This window comes from Leptothrix sp. (in: b-proteobacteria) (assembly GCF_965250675.1).
Lineage (GTDB): Bacteria > Pseudomonadota > Gammaproteobacteria > Burkholderiales > Burkholderiaceae_C > Sphaerotilus.
In genome coordinates, this window is the sequence record NZ_CBDFPH010000008.1 from 576,066 (window position 1) to 592,431 (window position 16,366).

17 protein-coding genes are annotated in these 16,366 nt (G+C 69.5%); 9 read left to right on the top strand and 8 right to left on the bottom strand.

Going from position 1 to position 16,366, the window contains the following annotated elements:
* Positions 1 to 59: 59 nt before the first annotated feature.
* Positions 60 to 779, top strand: a complete 720-nt coding sequence (locus AC5IG3_RS11995) for a DsbC family protein (protein WP_491906524.1) — start codon at positions 60 to 62, stop codon at positions 777 to 779.
* A gap of 19 nt (positions 780 to 798) precedes the next feature.
* On the opposite strand, the gene AC5IG3_RS12000 is transcribed toward AC5IG3_RS11995, so the two are convergent.
* The 6 genes from AC5IG3_RS12000 to lysS all read right to left on the bottom strand — a co-directional run bounded on the left by AC5IG3_RS12000 (position 799) and on the right by lysS (position 7,455).
* Positions 799 to 1,602, bottom strand: coding sequence for an enoyl-CoA hydratase (locus tag AC5IG3_RS12000; RefSeq protein WP_491906525.1), 804 nt, complete (start codon positions 1,600 to 1,602; stop codon positions 799 to 801).
* 52 nt (positions 1,603 to 1,654) lie between these two features.
* Positions 1,655 to 2,788, bottom strand: coding sequence for a DUF3108 domain-containing protein (locus AC5IG3_RS12005; RefSeq protein WP_491906526.1), 1,134 nt, complete (start codon positions 2,786 to 2,788; stop codon positions 1,655 to 1,657).
* Positions 2,785 to 4,614: a M61 family metallopeptidase gene (locus tag AC5IG3_RS12010; RefSeq protein ID WP_491906527.1), complete on the bottom strand. Its 1,830-nt coding sequence runs from the start codon at positions 4,612 to 4,614 to the stop codon at positions 2,785 to 2,787. The genes AC5IG3_RS12005 and AC5IG3_RS12010 overlap by 4 nt, the downstream gene beginning before the upstream one ends.
* 42 nt (positions 4,615 to 4,656) lie before the next feature.
* Positions 4,657 to 5,142 (bottom strand): DUF3429 domain-containing protein, encoded by a 486-nt coding sequence (locus AC5IG3_RS12015; protein WP_491906528.1) that lies wholly within the window; start codon positions 5,140 to 5,142, stop codon positions 4,657 to 4,659.
* A 160-nt stretch (positions 5,143 to 5,302) separates the two neighbouring features.
* A complete protein-coding gene (locus AC5IG3_RS12020) occupies positions 5,303 to 5,899 on the bottom strand; it encodes a pyridoxamine 5'-phosphate oxidase family protein (protein ID WP_491906529.1) in 597 nt (198 codons plus the stop codon).
* A gap of 8 nt (positions 5,900 to 5,907) precedes the next feature.
* A complete protein-coding gene (lysS, locus tag AC5IG3_RS12025) occupies positions 5,908 to 7,455 on the bottom strand; it encodes a lysine--tRNA ligase (RefSeq protein ID WP_491906530.1) in 1,548 nt (515 codons plus the stop codon).
* Between the two features lie 66 nt (positions 7,456 to 7,521).
* On the opposite strand from lysS, the gene AC5IG3_RS12030 reads away from it, so the two are divergent.
* The 8 genes from AC5IG3_RS12030 to AC5IG3_RS12065 are packed head-to-tail and all read left to right on the top strand — an operon-like array spanning position 7,522 to position 15,246.
* Positions 7,522 to 8,604, top strand: a complete 1,083-nt coding sequence (locus AC5IG3_RS12030; RefSeq protein WP_491906531.1) for a Gfo/Idh/MocA family protein — start codon at positions 7,522 to 7,524, stop codon at positions 8,602 to 8,604.
* A gap of 17 nt (positions 8,605 to 8,621) precedes the next feature.
* Positions 8,622 to 9,212 carry an acyltransferase gene (locus AC5IG3_RS12035; protein ID WP_491906532.1) on the top strand — a complete coding sequence of 197 codons (591 nt, stop codon included), beginning with the start codon at positions 8,622 to 8,624 and terminating at the stop codon, positions 9,210 to 9,212.
* Between the two features lie 16 nt (positions 9,213 to 9,228).
* Positions 9,229 to 10,335 (top strand): DegT/DnrJ/EryC1/StrS family aminotransferase, encoded by a 1,107-nt coding sequence (locus AC5IG3_RS12040; protein ID WP_491906533.1) that lies wholly within the window; start codon positions 9,229 to 9,231, stop codon positions 10,333 to 10,335.
* Positions 10,332 to 11,612, top strand: a complete 1,281-nt coding sequence (locus AC5IG3_RS12045; protein ID WP_491906534.1) for a lipopolysaccharide biosynthesis protein — start codon at positions 10,332 to 10,334, stop codon at positions 11,610 to 11,612. The genes AC5IG3_RS12040 and AC5IG3_RS12045 overlap by 4 nt, the downstream gene beginning before the upstream one ends.
* 22 nt (positions 11,613 to 11,634) lie before the next feature.
* Positions 11,635 to 12,249, top strand: a complete 615-nt coding sequence (locus AC5IG3_RS12050) for an acyltransferase (protein WP_491906535.1) — start codon at positions 11,635 to 11,637, stop codon at positions 12,247 to 12,249.
* Positions 12,246 to 13,307 (top strand): glycosyltransferase, encoded by a 1,062-nt coding sequence (locus AC5IG3_RS12055; protein ID WP_491906536.1) that lies wholly within the window; start codon positions 12,246 to 12,248, stop codon positions 13,305 to 13,307. Before AC5IG3_RS12050 ends, AC5IG3_RS12055 begins: the two co-directional genes overlap by 4 nt.
* A complete protein-coding gene (locus AC5IG3_RS12060) occupies positions 13,304 to 14,542 on the top strand; it encodes a glycosyltransferase family 4 protein (protein ID WP_491906537.1) in 1,239 nt (412 codons plus the stop codon). Before AC5IG3_RS12055 ends, AC5IG3_RS12060 begins: the two co-directional genes overlap by 4 nt.
* A complete protein-coding gene (locus AC5IG3_RS12065; protein ID WP_491906538.1) occupies positions 14,542 to 15,246 on the top strand; it encodes a class I SAM-dependent methyltransferase in 705 nt (234 codons plus the stop codon). The genes AC5IG3_RS12060 and AC5IG3_RS12065 overlap by 1 nt, the downstream gene beginning before the upstream one ends.
* Before the next feature lie 10 nt (positions 15,247 to 15,256).
* On the opposite strand, the gene AC5IG3_RS12070 is transcribed toward AC5IG3_RS12065, so the two are convergent.
* Both AC5IG3_RS12070 and AC5IG3_RS12075 read right to left on the bottom strand, forming a co-directional pair.
* Positions 15,257 to 15,823 carry a Uma2 family endonuclease gene (locus AC5IG3_RS12070; RefSeq protein WP_491906539.1) on the bottom strand — a complete coding sequence of 189 codons (567 nt, stop codon included), beginning with the start codon at positions 15,821 to 15,823 and terminating at the stop codon, positions 15,257 to 15,259.
* Between the two features lie 18 nt (positions 15,824 to 15,841).
* Positions 15,842 to 16,216, bottom strand: a complete 375-nt coding sequence (locus tag AC5IG3_RS12075; RefSeq protein WP_491906540.1) for a hypothetical protein — start codon at positions 16,214 to 16,216, stop codon at positions 15,842 to 15,844.
* Between the last annotated feature and the right edge of the window lie 150 nt (positions 16,217 to 16,366).

Genomic DNA, 16,366 nt, shown 5'->3' on the forward strand with positions numbered 1-16,366 from the left:
CACTGCTGCGGTGCATACTCGTTGCCCTCTCATTTGAAGTACCGCAAGGAAGTCTGATCATGCTGTTGCGTTTTGTTGTTCTGGCTGCGGCCTTGTGGTCGGGTCTGGCGGCGGCGGATGAAGCCGTCATCCGCAAGACGCTCACCGAGCGGTTTGCCAACATGCCCAAGATTGACGAGATCCGCGCCACGCCCATGGCCGGCATCTTCGAGGTGCGCATCGGCGCCGACATCATGTACAGCGATGCCAAGGGCACCTACCTGCTGCAGGGCGCGATGATCGACACCGCCACGCGCAGGAACCTGACCGAAGAGCGCATCGAGAAGCTCACCGCCATCGACTTCAACAGCCTGCCGCTGAAAGACGCCATCGTCTGGAAGAACGGCAAGGGCACCCGCAGGATCGCGGTGTTCGCCGACCCGAACTGCGGCTACTGCAAGCGCTTCGAGAAAGACCTGCTCAACGTCAAGGACGTGACGGTCTACACCTTCGTGATCCCGATCCTGGGTGGCGATTCGCCGGACAAGTCGCGCGCGATCTGGTGCGCCAAGGACAACACCGCCGCCTGGCGCGACTGGATGGTCTCCGGCACCACGCCGCCCAAGGTGACGGGCGCCTGCGACAGCAGCGCCATCGAGCGCAACAGCGCACTGGCGCGCAAGCACAAGGTCAACGGCACACCGGCAGTGGTGTTCGAGGACGGTACCCGCGCGCCGGGTGCGATTCCGGCGGCCGAGGTCGAGCGGCGCATCGCCACGGCGACCGCCGCCAAGTCCTGAGGCCTGCGCCGGCGTTCGTTCAGCGGTGCGTGAAGGTCGGCGGGCGCTTCTCCAGAAACGCGCCCATGCCTTCCTTCTGGTCGGCGCTGGAGAACAGCGCGTGGAACAGCCGGCGCTCGAACAGCAGGCCCTCGGCCAGCGGCGACTCGTAGGCGCGGTTGACGCTTTCCTTGGTCGCCATCAGCGCCAGCAGGCTGTAGCCGCACATCGCATCTGCCGCCTTGGTGGCTTCGGCGTGCAGGTCGGCCAGCGGCACCACGCGCGAGACCAGCCCGGCGCGCTCGGCTTCCACCGCGTCCATCATGCGGCCGGTCAGCGCCAGGTCCATCGCCTTGCTCTTGCCCACCGCGCGTGGCAGGCGCTGCGTGCCACCGGCGCCGGGAATGATGCCGAGCTTGATCTCGGGCTGGCCGAACCGGGCGTTGTCGGCCGCGATGATCAGGTCGCAGGCCATCGCCACCTCGCAGCCGCCGCCGAGCGCAAAGCCCGACACCGCTGCGATCACCGGCTTGCGCACCTGGCGGATCGTGTCCCAGTTGCGCGAGATCAGGCCCTTGCGGTAGGCGCTGGAGAAGTCGAACGGCGCCATCACGCTGATGTCGGCGCCGGCGGCAAAGGCCTTCTCGCTGCCGGTCACGACGATGCAGGCAATGCCCTCATCGGCGTCGAACGCCAGCAGTGCGGCGCCAAGTTCGTCCATCAGGCCGTCGTTGAGCGCGTTCAGCGCCTTGGGCCGGTTGAGCGTGATCCAGCCGTAGCTCAGCGCGTCGGCGCCGCTGCCGGCGCGGGTCTCGACCAGGATGTTTTCGTAGGCGGTGCTCATCGTTCGGGTCTCCTTCAGGGGTGGCAAAAGTCCGGGTGGATGTCGGTGCAGGTCACGACACATCGGGCGCCTGCGACAGGCGCAGGTCGATCCAGGTGTCGGCGTCCTGGGTGATGCGGATGCGCACCGGCAGCATCTGCAGCTGCGGCGCGTACCAGATCTCGGCGCTCAGGTCGCCCTTGGCGGCGGCGCGGCGCGGCACGACGTGAAAGCTCAGGAACTCGCCCGCCGGCGTGCTGACGATCTCGCTCACGCCGACCTCGTAAATCCAGCGGTCCACCCGGTTGGGCAGCGCCAGCCCGAACTCGACGCGGCTACCCGCCGTGCGCAGCGCCGGCTGGGTGGTGAACAGGTAGACCATCTGGATGAACTGGCTGGCCGTGTCCTGCACGTCGGGCCAGGAGGGCACGCGGTTGCCCCGGTCGAGCAGCACGCCCTGGTCGTCAAAGCGCAGTTGCACGCGCTTGTCACGCCCGATGACCTGGCTGGTGACCTGCTCGTAGCGGCTCGGCAGCAGCCCGGCGGGGCTGACGCGGCCCTCGCTGCTCATGCGCCGCGTCATCAGCGGCGCGAATGACGGGCCGACCGACACGTCCAGATGCACCTGATAGCGCTCGCCCACGCGCAGCCATTCCACCTGCGCCTGGCCGGTGACCTCGCCCCGGAACCAGCCCTGCAAGGCGTAGCGCAGCCGGGTCGAGGTGGGCCAGGTGTAGGGCGCGGGGCCTGAGGCGCTGGAAGCCGGCGGCACGGCGGCGGCCAGCGCTGCGCCGGCGCCGCTGCCCGAAGCGGCACCCTCCGCGCCGGAGGCCGCTTGAGCGACCGCTGATGTCGCTGAAGCGGCTGATTCCGGCGCGGCCTGGGCCACGGTTTCTGCGGCCGAGGCTGCGGCAACCGGAGCGGAAGCCGCCTCCGCTGCTGCAGAAGCAGCCTGTGCTGCCGCCAGCGCCCGGCGCCGCTGGGCTGCACGCGGTGCGCCCTCGGCGGGCGCCGCCGGGGCGGCGGTGGCGGCCTCGCGGCTGGTCTGCAGCACGCGGCTGTAGGTCGCCTGCATGCGTTCCAGCGCCGGGCGGGTGTCGAGAGGCGCCAGCGCCGCCTGCAGCCAGTGCGTCACCAGCGTGTGCCCGATCAGCACGGCGGCCAGCACGCCCCACCAGGCGCGCCGGCGCCAGAGCGGCGTCTTCACTTCGCCAGGCCCAGCCAGGCGCGGCGCTTGCGGTTCAGGGCAGCCGAGGCCTTGGGCGCGGCGCCCAGGCTCACGGCACCTTCTGCGTCACTTCCCACGCTGACGCCGGGCAGCGTCAGGCTCAGCAGGCGCTGGTCGCGGCTGACCAGCAGCGACCGGGCGTTCTTGCTCGTCCTGGATGGCGTCGTGGGCGCCTCCTGGAACGCGCCCAGCAGCGCCAGGTCATCCAGCCTGCCCAGCCGCCAGCCGTCAAACGCCAGCAGCTCGTCGCCCGCCGCCAGCCCGGCCTGTTCGGCCACGCCGCCGCGCAGCACGGCCTGCACTTTCAGCGTGGTGTCGTGGACGCGTGCGCCCAGGCGCTGCGCCAGCGTGGGCGCGTCGCGCGTCCAGCTCAGGCCCTGCGCTTCCAGCAGCGGTGGCAGCGGCAGGTCGGCCGTGCCGTGCACCCAGTCGGCCAGTTCGGCGGCGTAGTCGCGTTTGCCGACGCTGAGCAGCGCGGCGGCGATGTCGGCCTGGCTGATCGGCCCGCCCTCGCTGCGCTGCCAGAGCAGGCGCATGACGTGGTCGAGCGAACCGCGGCCCTCGCCGCGCAGCGTCAGGTCGAGCGCCAGCGCCACCAGTGCGCCCTTGGTGTAGTAGCTCACCGTGGCGTTGGCGGTGTTCTCGTCCGGGCGGTAGTACTTGACCCAGGCGTCGAAGCTGGCCTGCGCCAGGCTCTGCACCGCGCGGCCGGGCGTGCCCAGCACCTGGTTGACGGTCTTGGCCAGCAGCTTGGTGTAGCGGGCCTCGTCGATCAGCCCGGTGCGCACCAGGAACAGGTCGTCGTAGTAGCTGGTGAAGCCTTCGAAGAACCACAGCAGCTCGGTGTAGTTCTCGCGCTCCAGGTCGTAGGGCGCGAAGTCGGTGGGCTTGAGGCGCTTGACGTTCCAGGTGTGAAAGTACTCGTGGCTGATCAGCCCGAGCAGCGTGACGTAGCCGTCGCTGGATGTCGTCTTGTTTTGCGCTGGCTGGTTTTGCATCGGCAGATCGCGCCGGTGGCAGATCAGCGCCGTGCTGTTGCGGTGCTCCAGCCCGCCGTAGCCGTCGGCCACGGCGTTGAGCAGGAAGACGTAGCGGTCGAACGGCGGCGGGCCGTTTTCAAGCGCGTCGCCATGCCAGAAGCGGATCTGCGCCTCGCAGATGCGTTGGGTGTCGGCCAGCAGGCGCTCGCCGTCGAAGCCGGGCAGCGCGCCAGCGACGACAAACTCGTGCACCACGCCGCAGGCCTCGAAGCTGCCGCGCCAGAAGGGGCCCAGCTCGACCGGGTGGTCGATCAGCGCGTCGTAGTCGGGCGCCGTCCAGCCGGCGGCGGTGGCTTGCAGGCCGGTGGCCACGTCCCAGCCGGCGGGCAGCTTGCCCAGCGTCAGGCGGTGCTCGGCGGCTTCGTGGCCGTCGGCGCGCAGGAACAGGCTGGTGCCGTTGAAGAAGCCGCGCTGGCTGTCGAGCCAGGCGGCGCGCACCGAGGGGTCGAAGGCGTAGACGGTGTAGCTCAGCGTCAGCGCGGTCTGGCCGCTGCAGGCAGCCAGCCAGCTGCACTTGTCGATCTGGGTGAGCGCCACTGCGCGACGGCCCTGGCGTGCCTGCAGGCCCGAGAGGTGGCGCGAGAACTCGCGCACCAGGTAGCTGCCGGGGATCCACACCGGCAGGCTCAGGCGCTGTTGTGCTGCAGGCGCAGGCAGCGTCAGCGTGACGCGGTAAGTGTGGGTGTGGCGGTCGGCCAGTTCGACGTGGTAGCTGACCGCGGAACTGACAGGAGCGCTGGCGGTGGAAAGGGTCGGTGCATTCATCGGCCGGAAGTGTGCACCGAGTTCGGTGTCACCGTGGCCGTGTCAGATGCTGGTGGCGCCCAGGAAGCAGCACAGCGTGGCGACCACCGTCAGCCGGAAGCGCAGCTTGAGCCACGCCGACAGGCCGTAGGTCGGGTAGAGGCGCCGGTCGACCAGGTAGCAGCCCACCAGCATCAGCCCCTGGATCACCAGCCCGGCGTAGGCCGGCATCACCACGGCGACGCAGGCGATCAGCGACGGCACCACGCCCCAGGCGAAAGGCATGGGCGAAGGTACATCACCCAGCATGCCCAGGCCCCAGTGGATGCCGCCCAGAAAGCTCACGATCACCGCTGCATAGCCCGCCAGCGCGAGCGTGACGTAGAAATGCGCCTCTTCGTTGCCCGAGAGCAGCCACGACAGCAGCGCGCCCAGCACGAACGGCGCCAGACCCGCATACGCCAGACGGTTGGCGATCGGGTTGGGCACCGAGCGGTCGGCGCGCATGTGCAGGTGGGAGGGCAGGGCGGAGCGGGCGGTGGCAGGCACGGTGCAGTCTCAGGCGGGAAGAGGTGCCGTGACAAACAATTTGTGACAGCGGCGCAGATTGTCGCCGTGCGATGCCTGCTTTGTCTGTGCCCGTCGCGGTCGGTCGGCAGGGGTGTGGCCGATTTGCTGCACTGCGGCGACCTCGGCCGGCGCCTTCAGCTCAGGGCTGCACCCAGCGGTCGCCTTGCGCGTCGAAAACCGCCCGGCGCTGGCCGTCCGGATGCAGCTCCAGCCAGTCGATCGCCTGCACCTGGCAGCGCAGCAAGGTGAAGTACTGGCGCACATGCTCGGCGCCTTCGATCGGGCCGGTGGTGTGCGCTGTTTTGGCGCTGGCCTCGCTCAACACGCTGCCCGGCGTCAGCGGCGCCATGTAGTCCTGCGCCGCGGGGGTGTGGCGCAGCTGTGCCCAGCGCGAGGTCACGCCCAAGCCCTCGGTTTCCACCGTCACCCGCAGCCGCAGCCGCAGCTGCCAGCCCAGATCGGCCGACCAGCACACCAGCGCCGCCTGCGGCCGCTGGCGCAGCTGCGCCACCTTGGCGGTGCGGGCGTCGGTGTAGATCAGCAACTGCCGCTGGGGGGCGTCGACCTCGCGCAGCACCACGGTGCGCGCTTCGGGTGCGCCGTCATCGGCCACCGTAGACAGCGTCGCCTGGCGCCACGCGTGCGCCCGGCCCACCGCCCCGCGCTGCACCGCCTGCCCCAGCTGATGCCAGAGGGCCTGGCGGACTTCGGCGAGGCTGGCGGGGCGCGCAGTCATCGTGCGGCTCAGCTCTCCCGGCGCAGGGCCGGGAACAGCACCACGTCGCGGATACTGGGCGAATCGGTCAGCAGCATCATCAGCCGGTCGATGCCGATGCCGCAGCCGCCGGCCGGCGGCATGCCGTATTCGAGCGCGCGGATGAAGTCGGCGTCGAAGAACATCGCTTCTTCGTCGCCGGCGTCCTTGTTGGCCACTTGCGACTGGAAGCGCGCGGCCTGGTCCTCGGCGTCGTTCAGCTCGCTGAAGCCGTTGCCGAACTCGCGGCCGGTGATGAACAGCTCGAAGCGCTCGGTGATGGCCGGGTTGCTGTCCGACGCGCGGGCCAGCGGGCTGACCTCGACGGGGTAGTCGATGATGAAGGTCGGCTGCCAGAGCTTTTCTTCCACCACCGCCTCGAACAGGCCGAACTGCAGCTGCGACAGGCCCCAGTGCTTGGGCGGCTCCTCGCCGAGGGACTTGAGCTTGGCGTGCACGGCGTCGGCCGAATCGGCTTCGGCTTCACTCAGGCCGGCGTGGGCGACCAGCGAGTCGCGCACCGACAGGCGCGCAAACGGCTCGTCCAGATGCACTTCCTTGCCCGCGTACGACACGCGCGCCGCGCCGGTGGCGCCGATGGCGGCGTGGCGCAGCAGCTGCTCGGTGAAGTCCATCAGGTCGTGGTGGTTCCAGTACGACGCGTAGAACTCCATCATCGTGAATTCGGGGTTGTGCCGAACCGAGATGCCTTCGTTGCGGAAGTTGCGGTTGATCTCGAACACGCGTTCGAAGCCGCCCACCACCAGGCGCTTGAGGTACAGCTCGGGCGCGATGCGCAGGAACATTTCCTGATCGAGCGCGTTGTGGTGCGTGATGAAGGGCTTGGCGTTCGCGCCACCCGGAATCGGGTGCAGCATCGGCGTCTCGACCTCCAGAAATTCATGCTGCAGCATGAACTGGCGGATGCTGGCCACGGCCATGCTGCGGGCGCGGAAGCGGGCGCGCGAGCTGTCGTCGGTCATCAGGTCGACGTAGCGCTGGCGGTACTTCTGCTCCTGGTCGGTCATGCCGTGGTGCTTGTCGGGCATCGGCCGCAGGCTCTTGGTCAGCAGGCGCAGCGTCGTCACCTTGATCGACAGCTCGCCGGTCTTGGTGCGGAACAGCGTGCCCTCTGCGCCCAGGATGTCGCCCAGGTCCCAGTGCTTGAAGGCGGCCAGCAGCTCAGGCCCGACGCTGTCCTGCGTGATGTAGAGCTGGATGCGCGGGTTGCCCTCGGCCGAGCCATCCTGCAGCGTGGCGAAGCAGGCCTTGCCCATCACGCGCTTGAGCATCATGCGGCCGGCGACGCGGGCGGTGACGGGCGAGGCTTCCAGCGCCTCGTTGTCCTGGCCTTCGTGGGCGCGGTGCAGGGCGGCGGCGTGGTCGCGCGGCTTGAAATCGTTCGGGAAGACGGCGGTGCCGGCGTCGCGGTGCTGCTGGCGCAGGTGGGCGAGTTTTTCGCGCCGCTCGGCGATCAGCTGGTTCTCGTCGGCCGCAGGGGCAGCAGGGGAGGCGTGCGTGGGATGGTTTTGGCTCATGCGGGGCTCGTTGAATTTGCTGCAATTTTAGGCGGCGCTCCGGAGGGGCGACCTAAAATTGCCGTGATGTCTGTCAGCCCAACCCCTCATTCGCCGATTCAGCTCCCCATCACCGACCGCAAGATCCGCGTCGCGCTGGTGGGGTGTGGCCGCATCGCCCGCAACCACTTTGCTGCGCTGCAGCGCCACGCCGACCGCGCCGAGCTGGTGGCGGTGTGCGACAACGTACCCGAGCGCGCGCAGGCCGCCGCCGCTGAAACCGGCGCGGTGCCGTTCACGTCGCTGGACGCGATGCTGGCCGGGTGCAATGCTGACCTTGTCGTGCTGACCACCCCCAGCGGCCTGCACTCGCAGCAGGCCATCCGCGTCGCGCAAGCCGGCCGCCACGTGCTGAGCGAAAAGCCGATGGCGACCAAGTGGGACGAAGGCATGGCGATGGTGCAGGCCTGCCGCGACGCGGGCGTCAAGCTGTTCGTCGTCAAGCAGAACCGCCTGAACGCGACCATGCAATTGCTGAAGAAGGCGATCGACCAGAAACGCTTCGGCCGCATCCATATGGTCACCGTCAACGTCTTCTGGACCCGGCCGCAGAGCTATTACGACGAAGCGCCGTGGCGCGGCCGCTGGGACATGGACGGCGGCGCCTTCATGAACCAGGCCAGCCACTACGTCGACATGGTTGACTGGCTGGTCGGCCCGGTCGACAACGTGCACGCCTACACCGCCACCCAGGCGCGCGACATCGAGGCCGAGGACAGCGGCATCATGAGCCTGCGCCTGCGCGCCGGCGGGCTGGCGAGCATCGCGGTGACGATGCTGACGTACCCGAAGAACCTCGAAGGCTCGATCACCGTGCTCGGCGAGCGCGGCACGGTGCGCATCGGCGGCGTGGCGATCAACGACATCCAGCACTGGGAGTTCGACGAGCCGCGCCCCGAAGACGCCGAGGTCAAGGCCGCCAGCTACGCCACCACTTCGGTCTACGGCTTCGGCCACCCGCTCTACTACGCCAACGTCATCGACACGCTGCGCGGCGAGGCGCATGCCGAGGTCGACGGCTACTCCGGCCTGCGCTCGCTGGAGGTGCTGATCGCCGGCTACCGCAGCGCCCGCGACGGCGTGCGCGTCGGCCTGCCGCTGGTGTTCTGATTTCTGAGGATCACTCCATGAGCCACTGGCAACACGAAACCGCCATCGTCGACGCGGGTGCGCAGTTGGGCGCCGGCACCAAGGTCTGGCACTTCAGTCATGTCTGCGCCGGTGCGCGCATCGGCGAGCGCGGCTCGCTGGGCCAGAACGTGTTTGTGGGCAATGACGTGCAGATCGGTGACGGCGTCAAGATCCAGAACAACGTCTCGGTCTACGACGCGGTCACGCTCGAAGACGACGTGTTCTGCGGCCCCAGCGTGGTCTTCACCAACGTCTACAACCCGCGCGCCGCCGTGTCGCGCAAGGCTGAATACCTGCGCACCGTGGTGAAACAGGGCGCGACGCTGGGCGCCAACGCCACCATCGTCTGCGGCACCACCATTGGTGCCTATGCCTTCATCGGCGCGGGCAGCGTGGTCAATCGCGACGTGCCCGACTACGCGCTGATGGTCGGCGTGCCCGCCCGCCGCATCGGCTGGATGAGCCGCCACGGCGAACGCCTCGGCCTGCCGGCCACGCTGGCCCGCGGTGGCGAGGACGAAGCCGCCTGCCCCGCCACCGGCGAGCGCTATCGCCTGCACGGTGATGTGCTGACCCGCCTCGAATAAAGAATCCGGATCGCTCATGCAATTCATCGACCTCAAAGCCCAGTACGCCGCCCTCAAGCCGCAGATCGACGCCGGCATTCAGCGCGTGCTCGATCACGGCCAATACATCATGGGCCCGGAGGTCAGGCAGCTGGAAGAGAAGCTGGCTGCGCGCACCGGCGTGGCGCATTGCGTGACGGTGGCCAGCGGCACCGAGGCGCTGCTGATCGCGCTGATGGCGCTGGGCCTCAAGGCGGGCGACGAGGTCATCACCAGCCCCTTCACCTTCGCCGCCACCGGCGAAGTGATCGCGCTGCTGGGCGGCAAGCCGGTGTTCGTGGACATCGAGCCCGACACCGGCAACATCGACGTGGCGCTGATCGAGGCGGCCATCACGCCCCGAACCAAAGCCATCATGCCGGTGAGCCTGTACGGCCAGACGGCCGACATGGCGGCCATCGCCGCGATTGCCGCGCAGCACGGCCTGCCGGTGATCGAGGACGCGGCACAGAGCTACGGCGCCACCTACCTGGGCCGGCAGAGCGGCGGCCTGAGCACCATCGGCTGCACCAGCTTCTTTCCCAGCAAGCCGCTGGGTTGCTATGGCGACGGCGGTGCGCTGTTCACCAACGACGCCGCGCTGGCGCAGGCCGCGCGCGAAATCCGCGTGCACGGCCAGAGCGCCCGCTACACCCACACCCGCATCGGCGTGGGCGGCCGCATGGACACGCTGCAGTGCGCGGTGGTGCTGGCCAAGCTGGAGCGGTTTGACTGGGAACTGCAGCGCCGCCGCGAGATCGGTGCGCGCTATCACCAGCTGCTGGCGCCGTTGCAGGAGCTTGGCCTGGGCCTGATCGCCGTGCAGCCCGGGCGCGAAAGCGTCTGGGGCCAGTACACCGTGTTCGTGCCGCAGCGTGACCGCGTGCAGGCCGCGTTGCAGGCGGCGGGCATCCCGACTGCCGTGCACTACCCCAAGCCGCTGCACCATCAGGCGGCCTATGCCGAGTTCTGCTGCCCGGATTGCTGCCCGAACAGCATCGCCGCCGCCGCCCGGGTCATGAGCCTGCCGATGAGCGCCGACCTGAGCGAGGCCGAGCAGGATCAGGTCGTCGCCGCGCTGGCGCAGGCTTTGCGCGCCTTGTGACGCCAGGCTCACGCGCCGCGCCCGCCCACGGGCTGCGGCGCGCCACGCTCACGCTGCTGGCCGGCGGGGCGCTGGCCCAGGCACTGCCGCTGTTGCTGGGGCCGTGGCTGACGCGGCTCTACAGCCCGCAGGACTACGGCGCCTTCCATCTGTTTGCGGCGGTGGCCACCAACCTGGCCGTGATCGCCTGCGCCCGCTACGAATTTGCGCTGCCGATGGCCCGCGACGCCGCCGAGGCCGACGGCCTGCGCCGCCTCTGCCTGCGCCTGCTGCTGGCCGTCGGCGTGCTGACGGGTCTGGGCGGCGCTGCGTGGGCATTGTGGGCCGGCCATGGCTGGGCGCTGTGGCTCGGCCCGGCGGTGGCGGTGGGCGGCGCGCTGTCGCTGGCGACGATGTGGGCCACCCGCGCCCAGCGCTTCCAGGCGCTGGCGCTGGCGCGGGTGCTGCAGTACAGCGGCGCGTCGCTGGCGCAGGTCGCGGCCGGCTTGCTGCAGGCGGGGGTGAGCGGGCTGGTGATCGCGCCGATTGCTGCGCAACTGGCCGCTGCGGCCTTGCTGGCACGGCGCCGCACCGGTGAGCCGATCGCTGAAATCAATCCCCCGCAGCCGCTGCGCGACGTCGCCCGGCGCTGGCGCGAATTCCCGCTGCTCAACACGCCGCACGCCTTCATCGGCGCGCTGCAGGACACCGTGGCGCTGGCGCTGATCGCCGCCATGCTCGGCCCCGCCGCGGCAGGCTTCTGGGGGCTGGCGCTGCGGTATCTGAAGGCGCCGGCCTCGCTGGTCGGCTCGGCGGTGTCGCAGGCGCTGTATCCGAAGCTGGCAGCTGCGGGTGATGGCCCGACGCCTGCCGGTCTGGCGGCGGTGCGGCGCGTCATGGGCTTGTTGATGCTGCTGGCGCTGCCGCTGGTGCTGGTGTTGTGGGTGGGCGGGCCGTGGTTGTTCGGGCTGCTGTTTGGCGACTCCTGGCGTGAAGCCGGCGTGCTGGCGCGGGCGCTGGCGCTGTACGTGGGCGCGCACTTTGTGGCGTCGCCGCTGGCGGTGGTCACCATGGCCTGGGGCGCACAGGGCTGGGCGCTGCGCCTGGCGCTGTGGGGGCAACTGGCCTTTGTGATGGCGCTGGCGGCTGGCCTGGTGCTGGGCGGCCTGGCCGGCGCCGGCTGGGCGGTGTCAGCGGTGATGGCGGGCTACTTTGGCTGGTACTTCTGGCGCCTGGCGCATTGGCCGCTGCCGGTGGAGGCCCAGCCGGCCAGCGACAATCCGCCGCGCCCGAGTTGATCAACGCTGGAGAGTGTGCAAGGTGAGTGTTCTGCCTGTTGTTTTGCGTGTGGCCCTGAACCGCTGGCGCCGCAAGCTGCTGCGCAGCCTGCTGTTTCGACCCGTGTTCGGCGAGCGCTCGCAGGGGCGCTGGCTGCCGCACACGCGCATCTCGCCGTCGGCCTGCATCGAGCATGAAGACAAGCTGCGGCTGGCCGATCACGTCTACATCGGCCACTTCAACTACCTGGAGGCCAGCGGCGGCATCACGATCGACGAGGGCGTGCAGATCACCCACCACGTCAGCATCGTCACGCACAGCTCGCACCGGGCGCAGCGGCTCTTGGGGCGTGAGTTTTCCACCTGGGACGCCAACCAGCCGCGCCCCGGCTGGGTCGGCGGGCCGGTGCACATCGGCCCGTACTGCTTCATCGGCCCGCACACGCTGATCGAGGCCAACAGCCGCCTCGGCCGCGGCTGCATCGTCTGCGCCGGCAGCCAGGTGCGCGGTGATTTCACCGATTTCTCGATCCTGGAAGGCTCGCCGGCCCGCGTCGTCGGCGACAGCCGCAAGGCCGATGAAAAGCTGCTGGTGCGCCACCCCGAGCTGTACGAGTTTTACGACGCCTGGGCCGGGGCGGACGCAGGCACGCTGTGAGGCACGTGCTGATCGGCGACGCCGAAAGCCCGCACCTGCTCAAGTGGGCACGGGCCTTGTCGCCCCACGTCGAACTGTGGGTGGCGTCGAGCCGGGGTTTCCTCCCCGGCTTCGATGCCTGCGTGCCGCCCGAACGCCGGCTGGCGCTGGGCGCCACCGTGGCGCACGGCGGCGGCAACATCGGCCTGTTGCGCCAGTTGCCCCGGCTGGCGCGCTGGCTGCAGCGCATCGACGCCGACTGGCTGCACCCGCACTACCTGACCTCGCACGGCACGCTGGCCTGGCTGGCGAAACGCGGCTGGCGGCTGCGCGGGCAGATCGTCGGCTCGGCCTGGGGCAGCGACATCCTGGTCACGCCGCAGCAGGGCGCGTTGTGGCGCGGGCTGACGCAGCGCGTGCTGCGCGCCTGCACGATCACCACCAGCGATTCGCAGCACATGGCTCAGGTGATGCGCCAGCTGGGCGCGGACGAGGTGCGCGTCTTCCCTTTCGGCTTAGAGAAGATGCCGCCCGAGCCGCCGCCCAAAGACCCGTGGCTGTTCTTCGCCAACCGCGGGCTGGAGCCGATCTACCGGCCCGAGCGCGTGCTGGCCGCTTTTGCCGCCGTGGCTGCAGTTCAGCCTGAGGCGCGCCTGGTCATCGCCAATGACGGCAGCCTGCGCGCTGCGCTGCAGGCGCAGGTGGCGGCGTTGGGACTGGCCGAGCGCGTGCACTTCGTCGGCCGGCTGGATCCCGAAACCCAGGCCCAGCACTACGCCCGCGCCCGCTGGTACCTGAGCCTGCCGGCAAGCGATTCGGTCGCGGTGTCGGTGCTCGAAGCCATGGCTCATGGCGCCGTGCCGATCCTGTCCGACCTGCCCGCCAACCATGAGCTGGTGCGCAGCGGTGACAACGGCCTGATCGTCGGCGACGACCTGTCCGGCCTGTCCGCTGCGCTGCAAACGCTGGCGCCACAGACCAGGCGCATTGCCGCCGTCAACCGCGCCTGGGTTGCCGAGCACGGCCTGTTTGCGCCGGCGGTGGCAGGGCTGCTGGCGCGGCTTTCGGAGCTTTCATGAACATTCTGTACCTCAACCACTACGCCGGCAGCCCGGCGCTGGGCATGGAGTTCCGGCCGTATTACCTGGCGCGTGAATGGGTGCGCAGCGGCCACCGCGTCGACATGGTGGCGGCGAGCTTCTCGCATGTGCGCTCGCGCCAGCCCGAGCTGAACGGCCAGCCCTTGAGCGCGCCGCTGCAGCAGGCCGTCGACGGCATCCACTACCACTGGTTCCCCACGCCGGCCTATCAGGGCAATGGCCTGGGCCGCATCAAGAACATCTGGGCGTTTCTGCGCCAGGTCTGGGCGGCGACCGATGCACTCATCGCCCAGACTCGGCCTGATGTGGTGATCGCGTCCAGCACCTATCCGATGGATATCTGGGTGGCGCGGCGTATCGCCCGCCGGGCCGGCGCGAAGCTGGTGTTCGAGGTGCATGACCTGTGGCCGCTGTCGCCGATCGAGTTGTCCGGCATGTCGCGCCGCCACCCTTTCATCATGCTGGTGCAGAAGGCCGAGGACGATGCCTACCGTGATGCCGATGTCGTCATCAGCATGCTGCCCAAGGTGCACGACTACATGGCCAGCCGAGGGCTGGATTGCGCCAAGCTGCACATCGTGCCCAACGGCATCACGCTCGATGAATGGAGCGGCACGCCGCCGCCGCTGCGCGAAGACGTGGCCGACGCCATCACCCGCGCCAAGGCAGCCGGCCGCACCGTGATCGGCTATGCCGGCTCGATGGGCCAGCCCAATGCGCTCGACACCTTGTTGGATGCGGCGCGGCTCTTGAAAGACCAGCCGCTGGCCGTCGTGCTGGTCGGCAGCGGCCACGAGCGTGAGCGGCTGCAGCGGCGGGTTGCCGATGAGCGCCTGCGACACGTCGAGTTGCTTCCCCCGATTCCGAAGGCTCAGATCCCGAGCCTGCTGGCGGCCGTCGACATCGCCTACATCGGCTGGCAGCGCGTGCCGATCTACCGCTTCGGCATCGCGCCCAACAAGCTGATGGATTACATGATGGCCCGCTGCGCGGTGCTGCACTCGGTCGAGGCCGGCAATGACCCGGTGGCCGAGGCCGGCTGCGGCCTGACCGTGCCGCCGCAAGACGCTGCTGCGGTGGCCGCCGGGCTGCAGCAACTGGCCGCGCTCAGCGCGGACCAGCGCCGCGTGATGGGCGAGCGCGGCCGCGCCTTCGTGCTCGCGAACCACACCTATCCGGTGCTGGCGCAGCGCTTTCTGGACGCGGTGGCGTGATGGCGCCGGGGGACGAGGCCGCCCGCGTGGCCGAGCGCTACGCCCGGCGCACCGATGCGCCGCAAGCCGACCGCTACAGCCTGCTCAACCCGGATGTCTGGCAGACCGTGCAGGAACGCCAGCGCGCCGTGTTGCGCCTGCTGGCCGCGCACGGCTGGCACGACCTGAGCCGGCGCACGCTGCTGGAAGTGGGCTGCGGCGCGGGCGGCAACCTGCTGGAATTCCTGCGCCTGGGCTTTGCGCCCCAGCACCTGCAAGGGCTGGAGCTGCTGCCCGAACGCCACGCCCAGGCCCGCGCCGTGCTGCCCGAGACCACCCGTCTGCAGCTGGGCGACGCGCTGCGCGCCGACATCGCGCCCGCCAGCTGCGACATCGTCTTCCAGTCGACCGTGTTTTCCTCGCTGCTCGACGACGCTTTTCAGCAGCAACTGGCCGACGCGATGTGGCGCTGGACCCGGCCCGGCGGCGCGGTGCTCTGGTACGACTTCACCATCAACAACCCGCGCAACCGCGACGTGCGCGGCGTGCCGCTAGCGCGCGTGCGGCAGCTGTTTCCGCACGCGCAGATCCAGGCTCAACGCCTGACCCTGGCCCCGCCGATCGCCCGGCGCGTGTGCCGCTTCAGCCCCAGTCTCTATCCGTTGTTCAACGCGCTGCCGTTGCTGCGCACGCATGTGCTGGTGTGGGTGGGCAAGCCGGGGTGAAAGCGAGGGTTCAGTCTGCCGGATCGATGCCCGCAAACACCCGGTCCATGGCCACGCTGCAGCCGACGCTGGGCGCGTTGAGCGTGTCGGACTCGCTCATGTCGTCCAGCACCCAGCGGCCATCGGGCTCGCGCCTGAAGGCCTCGACGCGGCGGGTGTCGGGGTCGACCAGGATGTATTCCTGCAGCGACAGCACGCGCCGGTAGAGCGCGAATTTCTGGCTGCGGTCGTAGGCCTGGGTACTGGGCGACAGCACCTCGATCACCAGCGTGGGTGAGCGGAAGATCATCTCGGTGGCCAGGTCGGCGCGGTCGCAGGTGACGAACAGGTCGGGGTAGAGCAGGGTGTCGTCTGCGACCTGCAGCTTCATGCCTTCGGAGAAGACCTGGCAGGGCGTGCCCTCCAGCTGATCCATGAAGTGGCGTGCCAGATTGAGTACCACCCGGCCATGCGCCCGGCGTGCGCCGACCATGGCGAAGACCTCGCCCTGGAAGAACTCATGCCGCTCGGGCTGGTCGTTCTCCCAGGCGATGAATTCGGTCAGGCTGAGGGTGGGGGTCGGTTGCGGCAAGCCCATGGCGTTTCTCTCCTGGGCTTATTGTGGACCCCACCACGCTGCCACGCCCAGCCCCGCCAGCACTACCACCAGCGCGTAAAGACGCCAGATCAGGCGGCGATTCTGGTCGATGCGTCGCATCAGTTGCGCGTTCTGCTCGGCCAGCGTGGTGAGCAACTCCGTGCTGGCGCGCAGTTGCTCCTGCCACTCGGCGCCGGCCTGCTCCAGTGCGGCCACGCGGACTTCGATGGGGGCTTGCGGGCCGGCAGGTACCAGCACGTCGCCCATGGGCTTGGCGGGTTTGCGTGCCACGCTGCCCCAGAGCTTCTTGGCGCCTTCCGCCACGGCAGGGGCGTTGCTGATGACGTCTTTCCAGGGCACGAATTTCAGGACGGTGAGCAGGTTGATGGCCATGGCTTGAGGGTTCGGTGTTGATCAGGTGCCTGAGTTTGCGTGATGGCGCTGACCAGCATTTTGGTCAGGCGCCAGAGTTCGAGCAGTTCCTGGCCGCGCTGCACTGAGGCGGTTACCTTGAGGTCATCCCGGAGGCGGCTGCATTAGCAT